Here is a 21,979-nt window from a genome sequence, read left to right as displayed (position 1 = left end):
GCTGTTATATTTCCAACGGGATAAATCCCGTCCTACAGGTGTTTATAACCATGGGCTTTAGCCTGTCGGTCGCTGTTGTATTTCCAACGGGATAAATCCCGTCCTGCAGGTGTTTGTAACCACCGATGCCAAAACATGATTGAATTTCAGGTATAAAAAAAGCGGCTTAAAAGCCGCTTTTAACGTAAATATTGCGTATTAACGTAATACTTTTTCTTTCTTAGTAGCTGTTACAACAGCTTCAATACGACGGTTCACTTTATGTGCTGCTGCAGTATTGCTTGTATCTAATAATTGAGTTTCACCAAAACCTTCAGCGCTCAATCTGCTTGCATCAATACCGTAGTCATCGATAAGCAATTGTCTAACTGCTCTTGCACGCTTAAGTGAAATAGTCATGTTGTAATCCGCACGACCTGGTGCAGAAGCGTGACCTTCAATTGTAGTATGAGTATTCGGGAAACGATTCAAGAAATCAGCGAATTCTTGGAACTTAGGATCCTTCGGATTTTGAATAACACTGCTGTTATTTGCAAAAGTTACTTTAAGTGTTTCACGAACTTCTACTTCTTCAAAAACACTACAGCCCATTGAATCTACTTTATCTGTAAGAGGCGTGTCAGCACACTGATCTACATTATCAAGAACGCCATCTTGGTCGCTATCAAGTTCTAAACTACAACCTTTAGCACCTACAGGTGTACCAGCTGGAGTATTTGGACATTGGTCAATGTCGTTCAATACGCCGTCGCCGTCTAAATCTATGCTACAACCGTTGCTGTCTACTCGTGCACCGATAGCAGTGTTAGGGCATTGATCAAGATTGTCGTTAACGCCATCTTGGTCAGCATCACCAGGAGCTTTAGGACCAGTAGAACCAAATGTGTAAGCTAAACCTAGTTTAGCGCTTACGTCATTGTATGCTTGTCCGAAATCATGGTAAGCAGCTACTTCAGTAATTAGCTTAACTTTTTCAGATAGATCCCAGTGCTTACCAAGACCAAGGTTAGCCATGCTTCCAGAGTCAACCATATCGATATGTTTCAAACCACCAAATATATACATTAGGTCGTCATCTAGGAAATACATTGCATCAATACCGAAACGTATTGCGCTGTCATCTTCTAGGTTAGCATCACTTTGTAAGTTAACTTTAGATACTTCGAAACGACCACCCCAGTGCTCGCTTTCTCTAACACCAACTTCAGCACCTAGTCCTAGGCCAGCATCAAAAGAAGTAAAGTCGAAGCTTTTCTCTTCATCTGGCTTATAAATCTCAGTAAAGCCGCCTATCCAGTATTTATCTGAAGAATCTTCAGCTGCGAAAGCGTTACTTGAAATAGCAGCTAAAAGACTTGCTGCGATTAATGATTTTTTCATGTTTCCATCCCGTGTGTAGTGGTTGTCTAAATTAAAAGTAAATTTTTCAAATTATTGTCAATTCTACGTGTCAAAAATATAGTTTTCACACGTCTTTTTCGAGTCCTTGTAGTGTCGCCACTATATTTCTTTGGGTCCCATGGTCTCGGTGCTCACCTAAGTATATCCCTTGCCACGTCCCCATTTCCAGCTTACCTGAGCTAATGGGGATATTTAAATTGTTACCAAAAATACTCGCTTTAATATGTGCTGGCATATCATCATCACCCTCAATATCATGCAAGTAATGTTCCGAACCTTCAGGAATCATCCGATTTATTTGAGTTTCGAGATCAATTCTTACTGTAGGGTCTGCATTTTCGTTAATTGTGAGGCTTGCACTGGTGTGTTGAATAAATAAATTCAACATACCTACAGACATCTCTCGTATTTCAGGCAGCTGTCCAAGGATTTCTTGGGTAATTAAATGAAACCCTCTTGCTTTGACTCTTATTGTTATTCTTTTCTGTATCCACATTGCGACACTATTTATTAAAGCATATTTCTAAATATGCTTTTCCTGCCTCGCTGGTAAACGGCATAACTAATTTAGCGCCGTCAACCTGATGATTAATTGTATGGTTTTTACCAAAAACTACAATAGGTGTGGCCATACCAAATTCTTGACTTGTTTCAGCAAGCGTACTTTTCGCGCCACCACAAACCATATTTACAACTTCTCCAACCATGTCCTGAACATCGTCATCTACACTTGTTGGTTTTTCGCCTAGCATTTTATTCATTATATCAAGTGCTAAGGATTCCTCGAAAGTGATCGACAAAGAACCTTTAATATCGTCACCAATCATTCCGATTAAACCTGACACATCACCGCAAGCCTTAGAGTCGACCTTTTCTAGTGCTTCTCCTGGCTTCAATTCGGTTTGAGCCATGGTCAACAACACATTTATAAAAGATGCAATAAATGGCTTAATGAATTCGGCGTTCATAGAACTAGTGTTTCCTTATCCCGTTCTAGCATTTACAGAGGTAAAACAAATTTACCCAGAACTAAATGAAGATGGAATGGATGACTACTGACAAAGTGCGCAGGTTCCATGTGCTTCAATCGTTTGTTTACTCACTTTGAATCCAACAGAGTTTGCCTGTTTATCCAATGTTTCTTTCAATCCTTCTGACTGAATTTCTTTTACTAAGCCGCATTTATCGCAGATTAAAAACTGAACTGGATGACTGCAATCAAAATGATGACAGGCAACAAAAGCATTGGTGGATTCTAATCTATGAACCAAACCGAATTCGAGTAAAAAGTCTAAGGTACGATAAACAGTCGCAGGTTTGGCGCCGCTTTCTGTCACTTTTAATTCATCTAACAACTCGTAAGCACCTACAGAACTACTTTTGTTCAACAGTAATTCATAGACTTTTTCTCTCAGGCTTGTGAATCGAGCACCCTTACCTTCACAGTATTCTTTAGCTCTAGACAATTGTGCATCGATATTCATTATAGCTAGTTATGTCCTTTTTAACCCTATTTATTCAGGGATTGAAGCAACTGATCTTCTAATTCAAATCGTGCTTCTAGTTGTTGACCTAAAAACGAAAGCTTATCGTCAAAATTCGCTAAATTCTTATCTGAGGAAACTTCGGCGAATAAATCATTAAACGCTAGTGCTTCTTCAGTTGTCTCTGAAATGCGAGGATATATAGACTTTTCAAGACTCTGATCGTTATTATTCTTTTGTGGATCTGAAGCCAGTTTATCATAAACTTCAAAATGCCCAGTGGATACATAATCCACTAAGGTTTCGCAGAAGGTCCTGATTTCACTTATTTCCGGCAACCCAGAAGTTTGCTTCTCAAACGGCGGTAAGCCCGCCAATTGACAATATTGTACCAGTAATTTTTGACGCTCTTGCAACCATATATCTACAGACTTATGGTAGCCACTCCATTTTTGCTTAGCGAGTTCGACTTTGGTCAACATTGTAGATCCTTACAAGAGTCCATTTCATTGAAACATAGTATATCATTGGCAATAGTGTAACTAAACTATGCTTTAGTCTATTGACGCAGATCAATTGTAACATCTGACTTTCAAGAAAGGCTAGAAATCGTGTTAAACTAATTTCATCATTCTGACTTCAAATTGTGGTAATTATACCTTGTTTTGGTGTCTCTAAAAGACGACATGTGTGTGACTTATGCTAATAAATATTAAAGAAATCGGCGTTAATACTGAAGTTCAGTGGATTATTTTTATGGGCGACCGTGTTGTCGCAAATAAGGAACAGCAAGAGTTGCTAAGAGCCACTTGGCAAGATCTGGCAATGATTCATCATTACGACGATCAAATCATTTCATTGGGTGAGTTCGACGGAACTCCCTGCCTAGCAGTCGATGTAGGCAATGAGCAGCTGGTTATTGAAGAATACGAAACTATTAGTCTCCGTGGCATTTACCTTGGTAATAATTTTCCTTTGTTCCAGACTGTCGCCCGTGCTTGGCAATGGATATTGTTTAGACGAACCCATCGTTACTGTGGTCAGTGTGGAAGTGCGATGCAGCAAGTGAATTGGGAAATGGCAACCCAGTGCTTTAATTGCCAGCATCGCTGCTACCCGCGTGTTTCACCTTGTATAATTGTTGCTATCCGTAAAGGAAATAAAATATTACTAGCACAAGGTAAAGCACAACGAGATCGAAAAATGTTTTCTACCTTAGCCGGATTCGTAGAAAGTGGTGAAAGCTTAGAGCAAGCGGTTCATCGAGAAGTATTTGAAGAGGTTGGGATTAAGGTAAAGAACCTTGAGTATTTTGACAGCCAACCTTGGCCGTTTCCCCATTCTTTGATGATGGGGTATTTAGCTGAACATGACAGCGGAGAAATTGAAGTTGATGGCGATGAGATTTTAGAAGCTCATTGGTACGAACCTGACCAGCTGCCAATAATTCCGCCGCGAATATCTATTGCTGGGCAATTAATTGAAGAAACCTTGCGACGCATAGCGCAATCCGATAATTAAGCTTATTAGAAATAAAAAACCCTGCTGAGCAGGGTTGTAATATTTTAGCGTCGAGGGCTCGTTAATCGAGCTTCTTAATTGTTAGAACTTTTACACCATTATTTTATAGCAAATGGTGATAACGTAAATCAAGAATTATTTTTAAAATATGTTATAAAAAACTAAAAATCGATAAATATACCCTCAACAACACTTTTTTACTAAACTATGCCGCAATTTTAAAATAATGAGCTTCTCACTAATTCACAAAAATTACTGTTGGCTCGGCTTAACCCCTTTAATAAACGGATAAATCATGCAGTTAAAAAACGATCGCTATCTACGCGCTTTGCTTCGTCAACCAGTCGATGTCACCCCAGTGTGGATGATGCGCCAAGCCGGTCGCTATTTGCCAGAATATAAAGCGACTCGTGCAGAAGCGGGCGATTTTATGTCACTTTGTAAAAATGCCGAATTGGCCTGTGAAGTGACTTTACAACCTTTGCGACGCTTTGATTTAGATGCTGCTATTTTATTTTCCGATATTTTGACTATTCCTGATGCAATGGGACTTGGTCTGTATTTTGAAGCAGGGGAAGGTCCTAAATTTAAACACCCATTAACTAGTCGCTCGCAAATCGAGGCGCTGCCTATTCCTGATCCTGAAGATGAACTGGGTTATGTTATGAATGCAGTGCGTACTATTCGACGCAACTTAAAAGGGGAAGTGCCATTAATTGGATTCTCTGGCAGTCCATGGACGCTTGCCACTTATATGGTAGAAGGCGGTGCTAGCAAAGCATTCACTAAAATTAAGAAAATGGCATTTGCAGATCCTCAGTCATTGCACTTATTGCTAGATAAACTTGCAGATTCAGTGATTTCGTATCTGAATGCACAAATAAAAGCCGGAGCACAATCGGTAATGGTATTTGATACTTGGGGAGGGGTGCTAACTCCAAGAGATTATCAATTATTTTCATTGCAGTACATGCACAAAATTGTTGATGGCCTGATTAGAGAATATGAAGGACAGCGCATACCAGTTACATTGTTTACTAAAAATGGTGGGGCATGGATTGAGAAAATCGCCGACACCGGATGTGATGGTGTGGGACTTGATTGGACCATTGATATTGCAGACGCTAAGCGCCGAGTAGGCGATAAAGTAGCGTTACAGGGCAATATGGACCCGTCCATTCTTTACGCGGATGCTCCTCGCATTGAAGAAGAAGTTAAAACGATATTGGCTGGATTTGGTGAAGGCACTGGTCACGTATTCAATCTCGGCCACGGTATTCATCTAGATGTGCCACCTGAAAATGCAGGTGTATTTGTGGAAGCGGTGCATAAATTCAGTAAGCCCTATCACCAAACTGCAAAATAATGAAATCGCCGTTTGTTTTATGGGTTAGTGCTGGATTAATATTCTTTGCTGGATATTGGTTCGGCACTGTTCAATCGGAACATAACGGCGACATTGTGAACAACGAGGTATTAGTTGAAATTGAACAGAAAAGTGAACAGCCGCTAACTGAAAATACGCATACCACTTCGAATCAGCAGACGACCAAAGAAATCGAGATTCAAATAAAAGCCAAGGATGAAAACCTTAGCTTGTTAGATGATAAAAATAACCAACAAGATCAAGATTTAGCTGAGTTAGGTGAAGCATTTCAGCAATCGAAATTGTCTCGTCAACTAACAGAATTAAAAGAAGTCGATTTCGAACAGGATTACTCCGCCAACCACACCAACTTAACCGCGCAAAATCAAATCAGTGATTTTTTGTCTTTACACCAAGATGCTGAACTAATTGATCTTTATCGACTTGATTGTGATAACAGCCGATGCCAAATGATCGGCGAATATGCTGGTGAACATCAAGATTGGGCTAAGGTAATATCTGGTATGCGAGGCTCTGATTGGTGGGATTATGTTGGGACGTCGTCATCCACTACAAGCAAAGATGGAAAAACTTATTTCCACATTTTTTTAGATAAATAGGCCGCTGCTCACGCATTAATCAGCCCAACAGATAATCAATCAGGCATCTCTTGGCAGACCTTTTTCCACACTTCTAATTAGTCGCTTTGTGAGTCTTTGAGTTTGCGCCGTACTGGGCACGGATTGTTGGCGTTCGAACTGTTGTTGTATGGCCCATTGAATGTGTTCCGAAACCATTTCACTAGTATCTTTCAATTGTGCTTGTAGTGCGTCCAAAATAGACTGGTCGAATTCTGCGTTACCCATAGCTACCGCTATATTTCTTTGCCATTTTTGGAAACCGATTCGACGGATGGCGGATCCTTCCGTATTAGTAAGAAATTGCTTTTCATCCCACGAAAATAACGTAACTAAGTCAGCGCCTTTAATGACTTTTCTACCATAAAAATCTTTTTCTTGGGTCAGTTGGGCGTATCGATTCCATGGGCAAATCAATTGACAGTCATCACAGCCATAAATGCGGTTTCCTATGGCTGTTCGGAAATGCTCAGGAATCACTCCATCATACTCAATGGTTAAATAAGAAATGCAACGTCGTCCGTCAACAACATAAGGCTCTACAATGGCTTGCGTAGGACAGATAGTTAGACAGGCTGTGCAACTACCACAATTTTGCTCCACGGGTTGGTCGACGGGGAGCGGAATATTGACAAATAATTCACCTAGAAAAAACCAAGAACCCGCTTCTTTATTGATCGTTAATGAATGCTTACCGGTCCAGCCTATACCGGCTTTTTCTGCAACCGCATGTTCTAATACAGGCGCAGAGTCCACAAATGGACGAAATTCTAAATCAACAAATTGTTGTTTGATTTGTTCACCGAGTTTTTTAAGTCGGTTACGCAGCAGTTTATGGTAATCACGACCCACAGCATAACGACTTATGTAGGCGGTTTTAGAGCGTTTTAAATCTTTTGCAAAACTAGCATCAGGGGGGAGATAGTCCATTCTTACACTAATCAATCGCAAAGTGCCTTCGAGCAACTTGGCTGGATCTGCGCGTTTTTCTTGATTTCGCTCAAAAAACTGCATATCTCCGTTGAAGCCTTTGTCTAGCCAGCTTTCGAGGTGAGCCTGATGTTGAGATAAATCGGTATCGGTAATTCCCACTTGCTGAAAACCTAGCGCTTTGCCCCACTCCTTGATATTTTGGGCTAAGCTATCCAGAAAATCGGGAGATAATTGTGTCACAGCGGTCCTTAAAAGCAGAATTGTCAGAACAAAGGTTATCACAAAATCTTTATACAGCGCAGTGTGTAAGAGAAGGCGAAGTGGAAGCGGCTAAACAGATGTCTATTCCTCTTTACGACGTTATGCTGATCGCTGGCGAAAAGTTATTTCAATGGATTCAGAAACATTTCGATCATCAGACCAATATTTTAGTGGTGGTTGGAACGGGTAATAATGGCGGGGACGGCTATGTTGCTGCCAGTCTGTTATTGGATGATGGTTATAAGGTGTCGCTCGCATCTATCGATCCGGCTCGACAATTATCTGGCGATGCTGCTTTGGCGCAAAAAAGTTGGGTAGCCAGCGGTGGCGAAGTGGCTGATATTCGATTGTTAGATACCGAACATTTTGAGCTAATTGTAGACGGACTTTTAGGCACTGGATTAAATGGACCTGTATCATCCGCCTATCAGTCTGTTATTCAGCGAATTAATCAATCGGCGGCTCATATTTTATGTATTGATATTCCATCGGGTCTTGATGCCAATACAGGCGCAACGCTAGGAGCCAGTATTAATGCAGATACCACCATTACATTTGTTGGTATAAAAACCGGATTGGTCACCGCTAACGGCAAACAAAAATCGGCTAATTTAATATTTGAAGAATTGAACATTGGTGAAACCTTTGCACATCTCACTGAGCCTAAAGCACGCTTAGTCGAATACGCTGACTTTGCTCCTTTACCTTCACGTGCTTTATATAGCCACAAAGGAAATAATGGTAAATTGCTGTGTATCGGCGGCAATAATGGGATGGCTGGAGCGATTCGTCTTACTGCTGAGGCGGCCATGCGCACGGGGGCCGGGCTGGTAAAGGTTTACTGTCATCCCAGTTCAGCGTCATCGATTGTGCAGAGTAGGGCAGAAATAATGGCTAGCAGTGAAAATTTGTTGCAGCTATTAGATTGGGCAGATTGTATCGTATTTGGTCCTGGTTTAGGTCAAACTTCTTGGAGCCAAGAAACCTTTAATCAATTATTGAGTTATCTGGTTGATCAAGATAAACCACTAGTAATTGACGCCGATGGCTTAAATTTACTAAGTCAGCAATTGCACGCGTTGAATTTATCTTATTTGATAATGTCTCCTCATAGTGCCGAAGCGGCAAGGTTGCTAAATATAAGCATCGAAAGTGTGGAAAATGATCGCTATCAAGCGGCATCAAAATTGGTCGAAACCTATGGCGGAAATTGTATTCTAAAAGGTGCTGGCAGTATTGTTCATGGACCCTTCGGCACATATGTATGTGCAAATGGCAATCCAGGTATGTCGACAGCAGGAATGGGGGATGTTCTTTCAGGTGTTCTGGGATCTCTAGCAGCGCAAGGGATGACAGCAACTGATGCGAGCTTATACGGCACCTGCATTCATTCCGCGGCCGCCGATTTAGTGGCGGACAACTTTGGTCAACGTGGTATGATTGCCAGTGATTTATTTGATTATTTAAGACAACTAGTTAATTGAAAATGAAATATACGCAGTTTTTGCCAGATGAGGCAGCTACACTCAATATTGCTAAACGAATTTCCCAACTGACCACCCAGCATTTAGTTATTTATTTGTCTGGTGATCTTGGTGCAGGTAAAACCTCGTTTAGTCGAGGCTTTTTGCATGGTTTGGGGCATGTCGGGAACGTTAAAAGTCCGACCTATACTATCGTCGAGCCTTATGAAGTGCCACCTTGGAGAGTTTTTCACTTTGATTTGTATCGCTTAGCAGATCCTGAAGAGCTCGAATATATGGGAATTCGCGATTATTTTGCAGAAGACTGCATTTGCCTAATTGAGTGGCCCGATAAAGGCGCTGGTCTATTGGCAACAGCTGATTTAGAGATTAGTATAGAATTTGAAGCTGGTGGAAGGCGCATCCATCTAGCCTCCCATTCTGATGTTGGGCAAAAAATTGTAGAGATATTACAAAAATAATAATGATGAATACTGTATCTAGACTGATAGCTCAAATATTGAGCGGCACTTTGATGCTGCTTATCAGTCATTTCTGTATTGCACAAAATGCAATTGAAGCGTTGCGCCTGTGGCCTTCTCCGGATAATACTCGGGTGGTTTTAGATCTCACCGAGCAACCTGAATACTCCTATTTCACCCTTTCAAACCCAGAGCGGTTAGTTATCGATTTGGCAAATACTAAGGGCGATATTGATCTTGCTGGTTTTGCCAAATCATCCGATTTAGTTAAAAAAATAAGGTACAGCTCTGCCAAAGATGCTTCGTCAGTGCGGGTTGTACTCGAACTAAATCGAAAATTGAATACCGAAATTTTTGCGTTACCGCCTACTGCGCCATATAAAAATCGTTTAGTGATAGATTTAAGTGACCACTCGAACAGCACCCAGCAGGTGGTAATGAGTTCAGAAAGCTCGACTCGAGATCGAGATATTATCATTGCTATTGATGCTGGACACGGTGGAGAGGATCCCGGTTCAATTGGCAGAGCGGGTACCTATGAAAAAAATATCACACTGAGCGTAAGCAAAAGATTGGCAGATCTGATTAACGCTGAGCCAGGGTTAAGAGCTGTAATGACACGCACTGGTGATTATTATATTTCGCCTAATGCACGCCCAGATATTGCCCGCAAAAACAAAGCTGATTTATTTATCTCAGTTCATGCTGATGCGTTTACCACTCCCCAGCCAAAAGGCGCTTCAGTTTGGGTTTTATCTATGGGCAGAGCGAATTCTGTTTTAGGTCGATGGATGGAACGCACTGAACGTCACTCTGAGTTGTTAGGTGGCGCTGCCGAGGTGATTCAAGATACGGCAAGTGAACGTTATTTAGCTCAAGCGTTGTTAGATATGTCAATGGACCACTCATTAACTACCAGTTACGACATCAGTAAAATGGTTATATCTGAATTGAAACAAGTGACCAGCTTGCACAAAAAAATGCCACAAGCAGCCAGCTTAGCGGTACTCACCTCTCCGGATATACCTTCGATACTTGTGGAAGTGGGCTTCATTTCTAATCCAACTGAAGAAAAAAACCTTAATTGGAATCAACATCGCCAAAAATTAGCAAGTTCGGTATTTTCTGCAATCAAACAGCATTTTAGAAAACTCCCGCCAGATGGTACGCTATGGGCGAATAACGCACGTTCTGAAAAACGCACTCACAGAGTCAGAAGTGGTGAATCATTATCATTATTGGCACAACGCTATAAAGTGCGAATTAGCGCCATAAAAGAAGCAAATAATATGCGTAATGATACGGTGAGGATTGGTCAAGTATTGACAATTCCAAGCACCTAAACAATAAGTTATTCCCGCCCAAAAAATTAATAAAGGTTTCCTGTGTCAATTCAAATTCTATCCCCACAACTTGCCAACCAAATTGCCGCTGGTGAAGTAGTTGAACGGCCCGCTTCTGTGGTCAAAGAATTGGTTGAAAACTGCTTGGATGCAGGTGCCAGCAGTATTGAAATTGAGATAGATAAAGGTGGGCATAAACGTATTTCTATTCGCGATAATGGTAAAGGCATCCCGCAGCAAGAGTTAGAATTGGCGCTGAGTAGACATGCAACCAGCAAAATATCCAAACTCGACGATTTAGAAAATATTTGTAGTCTTGGCTTTCGCGGAGAAGCGTTAGCCAGTATTAGTTCTGTGTCACGATTAACCTTAACTTCAAAACCACAAGAACAACATCAAGCATGGCAAGCTTGCGCAGAGGGAAGGGACATGCAAGTGACACTTCAGCCTGCTGCACACCCCAAAGGTACCAGCATTGAAGTACTTGATTTGTTTTTCAACACGCCAGCTAGACGTAAATTTTTGCGCGCTGAAAAAACCGAGTTTAACCATATTGATGAAGTGATAAGGCGAATTGCCTTGAGTCGATTTGATGTGGCGTTGAACCTTAAACACAATGGCAAGACGGTTAGAAAATATCCAGCGATTAAGGATGACGGGTCGCATATCAAACGGATTGCTGCGGTTTGCGGTAGTGATTTTGCGGATAACTCTCTTGCTATAGACAGTGAGTATGAGGGGATAAGGCTTAACGGCTGGTTAAGCGCCGCTGGCGCGAGTCGTATGCAAAGTGATCTGCAATATGTTTACGTTAATGGTCGCGTGATGAAAGATAAACTAATTAATCATGCAATTAGGCAAGCATATGAAGGTTTGATTGAGCCTAACACTCACCCAGCATTCGTGCTGTTTCTGTCTTTGGATCCTATGCAAGTTGATGTCAATGTTCACCCAGCTAAACATGAAGTGAGATTTCATCAATCCCGACTTGTCCATGACGTTATATTTCGCTCTGTTTCAAAAGCGCTGACTGAATCGTTCGCTGATCATACGGAGCATGCTGAGAGCGGCGGACAAGTCACACCAACGACATTGCAAGAAGTTGCTCCTAGCCACCAGTATATCCGTCCATTGAGCAGGGTAATTGATAAGCCAAGCCAGAGTGAACAGCCGTTGCGCTCAACCACTGAAATTCATGAGCAGGTCACTAATCAGCAACCTAAAACATTCAGTTATAGTGCTCCGGCTCATTCAAAGTCAGGGGCCAAGCATTACAAAAATTTAATGACTCCGCATTCCTCTGAACACTCTCAAAGCAACCTGTTGAGTTTTATGCAGGTTGCTGATAATCGTTTATTGATCGAATGTGCAGGGGCGTATTATCTGTGTGACGCAGTAAAATTAGCCGCTAAAAAATTACACGATGATGGGCAGTTTAATCAACCAGTGATGCAACCTCTTTTAATGCCCATTTCGCTGGCGTTGAACCAGATAAAGCTGGCGATAGAGCCATCATTAATTCAGAGTATTAAAAGCTTAGGTATTGAGCTTTCTATTGTTAATCAACGTATACTTTTGAAGCAAGTCCCTTCAGGAACCCGAGCTTTGGATTGGGCCAGTGTGCTGCTGAGTTTGTTTGATAGATTGGAGCTAGCGCTCAATCAAAGTACCAAGGAAAATGCGACTCTGCCTATTCGTAAATTTGACCAAGACAGTGACAAACAACTATTACTTGAAAGTTTTTACACTGTGTTAGCAGAGCACCAAATCAAAGGGTTAGCAGCACAACATACTAATATGAACTTTCTTTGTGAATGGTTAACTAAACAACTCAATGCTGAAGAAATACTTAAATCTTGCGCTAAATTAATCCCATTAAAAAATTGGTTATCACAATTTGATGAATAAAAAACAAACCGAAAACTTACCGCCAGCGATTTTTTTAATGGGGCCAACAGCCTCAGGTAAGACTGATTTGGCATTAGAAATAAGCAAAAGGCTCCCCTGTGAAATCATTAGTGTAGATTCGGCGCTAATCTATCGTGGTATGGACATAGGCACGGCCAAACCAACTCCCGAAGAACTATCTCAAGTTCCCCATCGACTCATTGATATTCTCGACCCTGCAGAATTTTATTCGGTTGCGAATTTCAGGAACGATGCGTTAAATGCGATGAAAGCGGTAACTGAAAATGGAAAGATTCCTTTACTGGTTGGTGGAACTATGATGTATTTCAAGAGCTTAGTTGATGGTTTGTCAACATTGCCAACTGCCAATGAAGAAGTTCGTGCGCAATTAACCCAAGACGCACAAAACCAAGGCTGGGACGCATTGCATAACCGATTAGAACAAATCGACCCAATTTCAGCTAAACGTATACATCCAAATGACCCTCAGCGTTTGTTAAGGGCTTTAGAAGTATTTGTATTGAGCGGAAAGACGATGACGGAGTTAACTGCGGCAAAGTCCAGTAGCCTCCCATATTCGGTAAAAGAATTTGCCATCATGCCCAGTGATCGGGGTATACTCCATGAGCGTATAGAAAAACGATTTAATGTTATGCTTGATAAAGGCTTTCAACAAGAAGTCGAAGATCTTAAGCGTCGCGGAGATTTACATCTAGATTTGCCTTCCATGCGGTGTGTGGGTTACCGTCAAATGTGGCAGTATCTCGATGGTGACTATAATCACGAGGAAATGGTATTTAAAGGTGTGGCGGCAACGCGTCAATTGGCAAAAAGACAAATAACCTGGCTAAGAAGCTGGAAAAATATAACTTTTTTAGATGGTATTGAAAAAGACAATTTGACTACCATATTGAATGTCAGCAATACTGTACCCTAATAGGCAGCTATACAGCCCCATGTTTTACTGTATAATTTGTATATCAGGTGAAAATCATAATAAAAAGAAAAGGATAAGGAATAGTGATGGCAAAGGGGCAATCTTTACAAGACCCGTTTTTGAATGCGTTAAGAAAGGAGCGTATTCCTGTCTCAATTTATTTAGTCAATGGAATCAAGTTACAAGGTCAAGTGGAATCGTTTGACCAGTTCGTGATTCTGTTAAAAAACACTGTTAGTCAGATGGTATACAAGCATGCCATTTCAACTGTTGTGCCTTCTCGGGCCATTAATATGTCAACCGGCGCACAACCTGACTCTGATAACGGTGAATAAAACCTTATAGGAGAAAAGCTTGTTTGACCGTTACGAAGCAGGCGAGCAGGCTGTTTTAGTTCATATTGATTTTTCTGATGATTCTAGCAAAGAAGATCTGCAAGAGTTACAAATGCTAGTGTCATCTGCCGGTGTTAATGCAGTTGAAGTGATAACCGCTTCACGGCAAGCACCTCATCCCAAATACTTTACGGGTAGTGGCAAAGCTGAAGAGATTGCTAATGCTGTGCGTACCAATAACGCAGATGTCGTTATTTTTAATCATCCTCTATCGCCTTCTCAAGAAAGAAATTTGGAAGCATTGTGCAAATGTCGCGTGTTAGATCGTACCGGTCTGATTTTAGACATTTTTGCGCAACGAGCGCGTACTCACGAAGGTAAATTACAAGTAGAGTTAGCGCAACTTCGGCATATTTCAACTCGATTAATTCGAGGTTGGACTCACTTGGAACGTCAAAAAGGTGGAATTGGCCTACGCGGTCCCGGTGAAACTCAGCTGGAAACCGATAGACGACTTTTGCGAGTCAGAATTAAGAGTATTCAACGTCGCTTAGCCAAAGTACAAAAACAACGTGAACAAGGCCGCAGAGCTCGTAAACGCGCGGAAATGCCAACGCTCTCGCTGGTGGGATATACCAATGCGGGTAAATCGACTTTGTTTAATACTATTACTGATGCGGGAGTCTATGCGGCAGATCAATTGTTCGCCACACTAGATCCAACCTTGCGAAAAATTCAGTTACAAGATGTTGGTAACGCTATATTGGCTGATACAGTTGGATTTATCCGGCACTTACCACATGATTTAGTGGCGGCATTTAAAGCCACTTTACAGGAAACTCAAGAAGCAGACCTATTATTGCACGTTGTGGATTATTCGGATGACCAATATCTAGACAATATTGATCAGGTGAATGATGTTTTGGAAGAAATTGATGCATCTGAAATTCAACAGCTAATGATTTGCAACAAAATTGACAGAATGGAAGGGGTTGAACCCCATATAGACCGCAATGATGAAGGAATTCCCATTCGAGTCTGGATTTCTGCTCAACAAGATCAGGGCATTGATTTATTATTTAATGCCCTCACTGAATGTTTATCGCAAAGCATAGTGCAATTTACATTACGCATTCCGCCTAAAGAAGGTAAACTTCGAGGCGCATTATTTGGAATGAACTGTATCGCTGCAGAATCGTATGCAGAGGACGGCGATTGGCTGGTGGATGTCAGAATGCCAACCAGTGATTGGAACCGATTGGAAAAAAGATCAGAGATAGACTTATCCAGTTTGGTAGTAAAGCATTAGTATATGCAAATTAAGTTAACTTCTGATGGTAGTATCGGGGTTGCGTAGATTTAGACTTAACCTAACGGAGAGTGATGATGGCTTGGAATGAGCCCGGTGGAAAGAATAACGACCCTTGGAAAAATAAGGGGGGACGTGATCAAGGCCCGCCTGATTTGGATGATATATTCAAAAATTTGTTTGGTAAATTCAGCAAAGGTGGCGGCGGTGACGGCTCATCTGGCGGTAAAAGCTTAGGTGGAGTTGGCTTAACTGTGATCGCAGTTTTGCTAGTTGTCGTTTGGTTTATTAGCGGTTTCTACACTATTCGTGAAGCAGAACGTGGTGTGGTATTACGTTTTGGTGAGTTCAGTCAATTCGTAGAGCCTGGTTTACGTTGGAAACCAACATTCGTAGATGAAGTCATTCCAATTGACGTGCAATCTATTAAGTCGATGTCTTCAGAGGGCAGCATGCTCACAGAAGATGAAAACGTGGTTAGCGTTGAAATGGAAGTTCAATATCGAATCGTAGAGCCTTTCAAATATAGCTTTGCGGTAACTAACCCAGAACAAAGCCTTAGTCAGGCGTTAAATAGTGCCATTCGTTACGTGGTCGGACATTCAAAAATGGACGATGTGTTAACCCGCGGTCGTGAATCAGCCCGTCAACAAGTTTGGCAAGAGTTAGAAGGCATTATTAATCCTTATGATATGGGTATTTCAATTGTCGACATTAACTTTAAAGATGCTCGTCCACCAGATGCGGTGAGAGCGGCTTTTGATGATGCTATTGCTGCACAAGAAGATGAACAGCGTTTCATCCGCGAAGCAGAAGCTTATTCTCGTGAAATCGAGCCTCGCGCCCGTGGTCAAGTGAATAGAATGGCAGAAGAAGCACAGGCTTATAAAGAGCGTGTTACTTTAGAAGCGCGCGGTGAAATCGCACGTTTTGAAGAGTTATTACCTCAATACAATGCGGCACCTGAAGTTACCCGTCAGCGTATCTATCTTGAAACAATGGAACAGGTGTATCAAAACACTACTAAGATCATGATAGATAATGAGGGAAGTGGCAATATGATGTATTTGCCTTTAGATAAAATTCTAGAGAGCCAAAATAGTCAAGCACCTAAAGAGAACTCTCGCAGTACGCTTGAAGGACTACAACAAAATAGTATTTCCTCTTCGCAAAGTAGTAATTCCACTCCGAGCACAACGTTACGTAGTGATCGAACTAGAACAGGGAGAAATTGATAATGAAAAATCTAAGTATTGGAGTCGTAGTACTCGTTATCATCGCAGTTTTTCTTTCATTGTTTGTTGTGCCTGAAGGCGAAAAAGCAATTAAAATTCAATTCGGAAAAGTTGAGCGAGATGCTTCAGGTGAAACTGTTGTCTTTTCACCCGGTTTGCATTTTAAAATTCCATTGATTGACCGCGTTGTTAAGCTCGATGCCAGAATTCAAACGCTGGATGATCCTGCTGGACGTTTTGTTACTTCAGAGAAAAAAGACTTAATCGTTGATTCTTATGTAAAGTGGCGGATTAAAGATTTTGCAACTTACTACTTGTCAACTGGTGCTAACAAATTACAAGCAGAATCACTATTAAAACAAAAAGTTAATAATGGTTTGCGCTCTGAATTTGGTACTCGTACTATTTCTCAAATCGTATCTGGTGAGCGCTCAGAATTGATGGATGAAGCCATGAAGCAAGCGTCAACTAGTTCGGATGAGCTTGGTATTGAGATTGTTGATGTAAGAGTTAAACAAATTAATCTACCACCTGAAGTGAGTAATTCTATTTTCCAACGAATGAGAGCAGAGCGAGAAGCTGTGGCAAAAGAGCACCGCTCAGAAGGTAGAGAGCAAGCCGAAATCATTAAGGCAACAATTGATGCTAAAGTGACGGTTATGCTGGCAGACGCAGAACGGAACCTGCGTAAGATTAAAGGTGAAGGTGAAGCCCAAGCCGCACAGATTTATGCTGAAACTTATTCTAAGAGCCCTGAGTTCTATGCATTTTTAAGAAGTATGGATGCTTATAGAGCGAGTTTCGATAGTAAACAAGACGTTTTAGTTGTTGAACCAGACAGTGATTTCTTTAAATACATGAAAGACATGTCAGGTGCTAGAAACTAAATTTAAGTGTTGATAAAAGCGCCGTGAAGGCGCTTTTTTTATCACTAAAATCGTCATTATTAAGCGAGAGTGCTTATGTTTGAATTTCATATTAGAGATGCGGTTCAGGATGACTTTTCTGAAATTAAACGCTTAAACGATAAATTTGTACACTTTACCAGCCCAATGGAGCTAGCTCGCATCGAGCAGTTACATAACCTCAGTGCGTATCACCGGGTGATAGAGCAGCATGACAAACAGACATCTGAGGTCTCCACTGTCGGCTTCCTACTTGCTATGAAACCCGCCACAGACTACAGCAGTGATAATTACCAATGGTTCGACTTACGTTACAAGCACTTCTTGTATGTGGACCGGGTAGTGATTGATTCTACGGCGCAAGGAAAAGGCTTGGGAAAGAAGCTGTATGATGATTTATTTTGTTTCGCACTCAAACATAGAATTGAACTTATTTGTTGTGAATACAATTTAATTCCAGCCAATCCCATTTCAGCAAATTTTCATCAATCCTATGGATTTCATCAGGTTGGTCGATTGGATGCAGACGATAAAAGCAAGGTTGTTTCCATGCAAATTGTAAAATTACCTAATTAATATTAATTCGGGACCCTTAAAATGACTAAATTCAATTGGCAAGATCCTCTCAATCTAGATTCCTTATTAAACGAAGATGAGCGGATTTTAAGAGATAGCGTTCATCAGTTTTGCCAACAACAGTTGATGCCCGGTATCTTGCAGGCTAATCGGACTGAACACTTTGATGTCGGCATCATGCAGGAAATGGGGCAGTTAGGGTTATTGGGCGCAACCCTGCCCGAAAAATACGGTTGCTCCAACATCAATTATGTTTCCTATGGATTAATAGCAAGAGAAGTTGAAAGGGTAGATAGCGGTTATCGTAGCGCTATGAGTGTTCAGTCTTCATTAGTGATGCACCCTATTTTTACTTATGGAAGCGAACAACAACGCCAGAAATACCTGCCTAAATTAGCAACCGGAGAGTGGATCGGCTGTTTCGGTCTTACTGAACCAAACTCGGGGTCTGATCCGGCTAGCATGAGTTCCCATGCTAAAAAAGTAGCAGATGGCTACCTTCTCAATGGTAGTAAAATGTGGATTACCAATTCACCTGTAGCACATGTATTTGTAGTGTGGGCAAAGTTGGACGGTGTGATACGTGGTTTCATTTTAGAAAAGGGAATGAAGGGCTTAAGTGCGCCTAAAATAGAAGGTAAATTTTCATTAAGAGCATCCATTACGGGTGAAATTGTGATGGATAACGTGTTTCTTCCTGAAGAGAATATCTTACCTAATGTTTCAGGGTTGAAAGGGCCTTTTGGTTGTTTAAACAAAGCGCGTTACGGAATTGCTTGGGGGGCTTTGGGAGCGGCCGAATTTTGTTGGCATGCGGCTCGACAATACTGCTTGGATCGTCAGCAATTTGGACGTCCATTGGCTGCCAATCAATTGGTACAGAAGAAACTAGCCGACATGCAGACAGATATCTCCCTTGGTTTGCTGGCGTGCGTGCAAGCCGGAAGATTGATGGATGCTGATTTATTGGCACCTGAAGCCATTTCTCTAATAAAACGTAATTCCTGTGGCAAAGCCTTGGATATTGCTCGTACCGCAAGAGATATGCATGGCGGTAATGGTATTGCGGATGAATACCACGTTATTCGTCATGTTATGAATTTAGAAGCGGTAAATACCTACGAAGGTACCCACGATGTACATGCGCTAATTTTGGGCCGTGCACAAACCGGGCTGCAAGCATTCACTTAACTCAGGTTAATTCTAGTTTGCAGCCGAGTTGGCATAATCAGTTTGATTGTTGTTTATCAGAATGTTTCTCTGTTATTAGAAGTTCACAAAACTCTTCAAATGGTAGGGGTTTGCTGAATAAATATCCTTGCGCAGTATTACATTTATTATCGAGTAAAAACTTAGCCTGATATTGATTCTCAACCCCTTCAGCAATAACCCCTAATTTTAAGCTGTGTGCCATGGCAATCACGGCCAAAATAATCGCTTTGTCATTCTCGTTCTGTTCTAAATCAATAACAAAAGAGCGATCTATTTTAAGGTTATCGATAGGTAACTTTTGCAAATAAGAAAGGGAACTATAGCCAGTTCCAAAGTCATCGATTGAAGTAGAAATACCAATTTTTCTCACTTGGTCTAATAAGTTTTTAACTTTGTCATAATTATCAATTAATACCCCTTCAGTTAGCTCTAATTCCAAGTTTTTGGATGGAATCCCACTGTGCTGAATGGCTTGAGTAACAAAATCAAACAAGTGTCTATCGGCAACTTGACGAGGAGATAAGTTGACCGATACTTTTAGATTAGGCTGATGTTGAATAATCACTTTCAACATATCTGTCGCACGACTAATCACCCATTTGCCAATAGGTACTATTAACCCGGTCTGCTCTGCAAGAGGAATAAACTTATCTGGGCTGGTTATAGTGCCATCAGCTAAGCGCCAGCGAATTAACGCCTCTGCTTTAGCGATTTTGCCCGTGCTTAAATCGATGATTGGCTGTAAATAGAGTTCAAACTGATTTTCATCGATGGCTTTTTTAAGCGCATTTTCTAATTCAAGCCTGTGCATTGATGCTTCTTTAAGGGCTTTTGAGTAAAAACGCAATTTGCTCTTATCTTCTTTTTTAGCGGAAAACATGGCTAAGTCGGCAAACTTCATTAACTCTTCAGAATCTGACGCATCACTAGGGAAATGGGCCGCACCGAGATTGAGTCCAATCTGCACCTTTTGTTTTGATTCGGTATAAAAAGGAAATTCGGTTGCTTCTATTAAACGATTGGCAAACTCAATACAGTCTGATTGCTCTTTAGCTCCGGATAAAATAATACCAAACTCATTACCTCCAACCCGTGCACATAAATCCGCTGTAGATAAACATTGTTGGATCCGCTCAGCGAGAGTCACCAATATATGGTCACCAGCTTGATGACCATGTAATTCATTGATTTGTTTAAAGTGTTTTACATCCAAGTAAACGATGAAAAATGGTTTATCCTTCTCAATTTGGTGTTCTAATTTTTGCCAGAAAAATTGCCGATTGGGAAGATTGGTAACATTATCATAGAGATTTAACTTTTCATTTCTTTGTAATAGGTATTTGACGCGACTGACATCGCTGAAAATGAATATCCAATTTTGCAAATTTTGCATTTCGTCGGTAACTGGATATAACGCTAATTTTAACCACTTGCTAGAATACGGCGGTTTATGCCAAAAAAGCTCTCCATGCCAGCGACTGCCAGTTTCAAAGACCCGCTCAAACTCAGCACATTGGTGTTTAAACAATTCGAGTAAAATTGTAAAGGGGGAAGCCTCATTGGATGCTTCAGAGGTTTCGAAAAAACTATAAGAATTTGGGTTTTGGCTAATGATATTTAATTGGGAATCGGTAATTACAACACCAAAGTCGGCATTTTCAATGACCTGCTTAATCGGCTCTTGTAATGATTGTAGTGTCTGGTTTTCACGAAGAACTTGATCTAAACGTTCATGAATATACTCGTGTTGGGCGAGGATTTTATCATTTGATATCAGCAGTTCGCGGGCCACCTGCAGAGTTTGTTGTTGTTTTTTGTATTCTGCTTGCAAATTGTGAATGACTAAATAAGCTTCGCCCTTTGAAACTGCTGCAATGGCTTCTAAACGTAATAAATCATCTTTGGATTGTTCGGACCAAATCCCCGACTGAATTTGCCCATCATTACCAATTTGCCAAAAATCTTCGGCATCAATAAAAAAGTCTTCTAAGTAGGCGGAGTTACCAATAAATTCGAAAAATTCGCTGCCAATTGCCTCTGGCGCTATAGCATAAAACCAATCTTCACTGCAGTGTAATAATTGGAATTTACGATTTTCTACTCGCTTTAAAATCGCGCAGTTAATAATGCCTAAAGCTTGAATAAGTGATTGTTGCATAATTGATTAATTCAACGTTAGTTGCGCGATAAATTTGAACATTTCTTCAACCTGGTCGCCTGTTTTGGCGCTAGTTGAAAAACTGCGAATAAATTCTTTGCTGTAGCCATTGAGCTCATTTTCAGTCCAATGCCAAGCTACATCAAGGTCGCTTTTATTAATAATTAGAATTGCAGGAATATCGCTTATTTCTCTTACCATGCGATGAATTTCCATTCCTTCTACAAGACTTTGAGAGCGTGTTTGGTCGGTAACTATTGCGTAAGCTGAGGCCCCTCTAAGGTATTTAGGTTGAAATCCACAGTAGCGGTCAATCCCTTCTAAATCCCAAATCATAAGTTGCACTTGTTCGACTACTAAATCTACAAGTTTTTTATCAATTTTGACACCAATTGTGGTCAGGTATTTTTCAGAAAAAATACCTTCAACAAATTGCTTTACCAAACTGGTTTTCCCTACTCCCGAGGGGCCAAGTAGGCAAATCTTTTTTTGCAACATAATGCGGTTGATGT

The 21,979-nt window shown here is 41.0% G+C and carries 22 protein-coding genes; 14 read left to right on the top strand and 8 right to left on the bottom strand.

What is annotated here, in order from left to right:
* Positions 1 to 198: 198 nt before the first annotated feature.
* The 5 genes from ABWV72_RS19140 to rsd all read right to left on the bottom strand — a co-directional run bounded on the left by ABWV72_RS19140 (position 199) and on the right by rsd (position 3,367).
* Positions 199 to 1,380: an OmpA family protein gene (locus ABWV72_RS19140; RefSeq protein ID WP_216049758.1), complete on the bottom strand. Its 1,182-nt coding sequence runs from the start codon at positions 1,378 to 1,380 to the stop codon at positions 199 to 201.
* A gap of 85 nt (positions 1,381 to 1,465) precedes the next feature.
* The gene (locus ABWV72_RS19135; RefSeq protein WP_216049759.1) at positions 1,466 to 1,897 is read right to left on the bottom strand and encodes a secondary thiamine-phosphate synthase enzyme YjbQ; all 432 of its coding nucleotides are present in this window, start codon (positions 1,895 to 1,897) and stop codon (positions 1,466 to 1,468) included.
* A gap of 7 nt (positions 1,898 to 1,904) precedes the next feature.
* Complete coding sequence (locus tag ABWV72_RS19130; RefSeq protein WP_303502367.1) at positions 1,905 to 2,369, bottom strand: chemotaxis protein CheX; 465 nt, start codon at positions 2,367 to 2,369, stop codon at positions 1,905 to 1,907.
* 84 nt (positions 2,370 to 2,453) lie between these two features.
* The gene (locus tag ABWV72_RS19125) at positions 2,454 to 2,885 is read right to left on the bottom strand and encodes a transcriptional repressor (protein WP_216049761.1); all 432 of its coding nucleotides are present in this window, start codon (positions 2,883 to 2,885) and stop codon (positions 2,454 to 2,456) included.
* Positions 2,886 to 2,911: 26 nt separating this feature from the next.
* Positions 2,912 to 3,367 (bottom strand): sigma D regulator, encoded by a 456-nt coding sequence (rsd, locus tag ABWV72_RS19120; RefSeq protein WP_216049762.1) that lies wholly within the window; start codon positions 3,365 to 3,367, stop codon positions 2,912 to 2,914.
* A gap of 217 nt (positions 3,368 to 3,584) precedes the next feature.
* Between rsd and nudC the strand changes: the two genes are divergently transcribed.
* The 3 genes from nudC to ABWV72_RS19105 all read left to right on the top strand — a co-directional run bounded on the left by nudC (position 3,585) and on the right by ABWV72_RS19105 (position 6,392).
* A complete protein-coding gene (nudC, locus tag ABWV72_RS19115) occupies positions 3,585 to 4,406 on the top strand; it encodes an NAD(+) diphosphatase (protein WP_216049763.1) in 822 nt (273 codons plus the stop codon).
* A gap of 292 nt (positions 4,407 to 4,698) precedes the next feature.
* Positions 4,699 to 5,772, top strand: coding sequence for a uroporphyrinogen decarboxylase (hemE, locus tag ABWV72_RS19110; RefSeq protein WP_216049833.1), 1,074 nt, complete (start codon positions 4,699 to 4,701; stop codon positions 5,770 to 5,772).
* Positions 5,772 to 6,392, top strand: a complete 621-nt coding sequence (locus ABWV72_RS19105) for a hypothetical protein (RefSeq protein WP_353372427.1) — start codon at positions 5,772 to 5,774, stop codon at positions 6,390 to 6,392. Before hemE ends, ABWV72_RS19105 begins: the two co-directional genes overlap by 1 nt.
* Positions 6,393 to 6,431: 39 nt before the next feature.
* Here the strand turns inward: ABWV72_RS19105 and queG are convergent, their stop codons facing one another.
* Positions 6,432 to 7,583 carry a tRNA epoxyqueuosine(34) reductase QueG gene (gene queG, locus ABWV72_RS19100; protein WP_353372425.1) on the bottom strand — a complete coding sequence of 384 codons (1,152 nt, stop codon included), beginning with the start codon at positions 7,581 to 7,583 and terminating at the stop codon, positions 6,432 to 6,434.
* Here queG and ABWV72_RS19095 point away from each other — a divergent pair.
* The 11 genes from ABWV72_RS19095 to ABWV72_RS19045 all read left to right on the top strand — a co-directional run bounded on the left by ABWV72_RS19095 (position 7,577) and on the right by ABWV72_RS19045 (position 19,288).
* Positions 7,577 to 9,088 (top strand): NAD(P)H-hydrate dehydratase, encoded by a 1,512-nt coding sequence (locus ABWV72_RS19095; protein ID WP_353372423.1) that lies wholly within the window; start codon positions 7,577 to 7,579, stop codon positions 9,086 to 9,088. The two genes, queG and ABWV72_RS19095, sit on opposite strands and share 7 nt — an antisense overlap.
* A gap of 2 nt (positions 9,089 to 9,090) precedes the next feature.
* Positions 9,091 to 9,549: a tRNA (adenosine(37)-N6)-threonylcarbamoyltransferase complex ATPase subunit type 1 TsaE gene (gene tsaE / locus ABWV72_RS19090; protein WP_216049767.1), complete on the top strand. Its 459-nt coding sequence runs from the start codon at positions 9,091 to 9,093 to the stop codon at positions 9,547 to 9,549.
* 53 nt (positions 9,550 to 9,602) lie between these two features.
* Positions 9,603 to 10,892: an N-acetylmuramoyl-L-alanine amidase gene (locus ABWV72_RS19085; protein ID WP_353372432.1), complete on the top strand. Its 1,290-nt coding sequence runs from the start codon at positions 9,603 to 9,605 to the stop codon at positions 10,890 to 10,892.
* A 42-nt stretch (positions 10,893 to 10,934) separates the two neighbouring features.
* Positions 10,935 to 12,800: a DNA mismatch repair endonuclease MutL gene (gene mutL / locus ABWV72_RS19080; RefSeq protein ID WP_353372420.1), complete on the top strand. Its 1,866-nt coding sequence runs from the start codon at positions 10,935 to 10,937 to the stop codon at positions 12,798 to 12,800.
* The gene (miaA, locus tag ABWV72_RS19075) at positions 12,793 to 13,737 is read left to right on the top strand and encodes a tRNA (adenosine(37)-N6)-dimethylallyltransferase MiaA (protein ID WP_353372418.1); all 945 of its coding nucleotides are present in this window, start codon (positions 12,793 to 12,795) and stop codon (positions 13,735 to 13,737) included. The genes mutL and miaA overlap by 8 nt, the downstream gene beginning before the upstream one ends.
* A gap of 86 nt (positions 13,738 to 13,823) precedes the next feature.
* Positions 13,824 to 14,072 (top strand): RNA chaperone Hfq, encoded by a 249-nt coding sequence (gene hfq, locus ABWV72_RS19070; RefSeq protein ID WP_008843456.1) that lies wholly within the window; start codon positions 13,824 to 13,826, stop codon positions 14,070 to 14,072.
* A gap of 19 nt (positions 14,073 to 14,091) precedes the next feature.
* Positions 14,092 to 15,381, top strand: coding sequence for a ribosome rescue GTPase HflX (gene hflX, locus ABWV72_RS19065; RefSeq protein WP_216049770.1), 1,290 nt, complete (start codon positions 14,092 to 14,094; stop codon positions 15,379 to 15,381).
* A gap of 77 nt (positions 15,382 to 15,458) precedes the next feature.
* Entirely contained in the window at positions 15,459 to 16,616 is a 1,158-nt protein-coding gene (gene hflK / locus ABWV72_RS19060; RefSeq protein WP_216049835.1) for an FtsH protease activity modulator HflK, read from the top strand.
* Positions 16,617 to 16,618: 2 nt separating this feature from the next.
* Positions 16,619 to 17,503: a protease modulator HflC gene (hflC, locus tag ABWV72_RS19055; protein ID WP_216049771.1), complete on the top strand. Its 885-nt coding sequence runs from the start codon at positions 16,619 to 16,621 to the stop codon at positions 17,501 to 17,503.
* 75 nt (positions 17,504 to 17,578) lie between these two features.
* Positions 17,579 to 18,097: a GNAT family N-acetyltransferase gene (locus ABWV72_RS19050; protein WP_216049772.1), complete on the top strand. Its 519-nt coding sequence runs from the start codon at positions 17,579 to 17,581 to the stop codon at positions 18,095 to 18,097.
* Between the two features lie 21 nt (positions 18,098 to 18,118).
* Positions 18,119 to 19,288 carry an acyl-CoA dehydrogenase gene (locus ABWV72_RS19045; RefSeq protein ID WP_353372415.1) on the top strand — a complete coding sequence of 390 codons (1,170 nt, stop codon included), beginning with the start codon at positions 18,119 to 18,121 and terminating at the stop codon, positions 19,286 to 19,288.
* 37 nt (positions 19,289 to 19,325) lie between these two features.
* On the opposite strand, the gene ABWV72_RS19040 is transcribed toward ABWV72_RS19045, so the two are convergent.
* Both ABWV72_RS19040 and ABWV72_RS19035 read right to left on the bottom strand, forming a co-directional pair.
* Positions 19,326 to 21,467 (bottom strand): putative bifunctional diguanylate cyclase/phosphodiesterase, encoded by a 2,142-nt coding sequence (locus tag ABWV72_RS19040; protein ID WP_216049774.1) that lies wholly within the window; start codon positions 21,465 to 21,467, stop codon positions 19,326 to 19,328.
* 6 nt (positions 21,468 to 21,473) lie between these two features.
* Positions 21,474 to 21,965: a Rab family GTPase gene (locus ABWV72_RS19035; RefSeq protein ID WP_216049775.1), complete on the bottom strand. Its 492-nt coding sequence runs from the start codon at positions 21,963 to 21,965 to the stop codon at positions 21,474 to 21,476.
* Positions 21,966 to 21,979: the final 14 nt, after the last annotated feature.

The organism is Aliiglaciecola sp. NS0011-25, from assembly GCF_040370605.1.
GTDB lineage: Bacteria > Pseudomonadota > Gammaproteobacteria > Enterobacterales > Alteromonadaceae > Aliiglaciecola > Aliiglaciecola lipolytica_A.
This window is presented reverse-complemented; position numbering and strand designations above follow the sequence as displayed.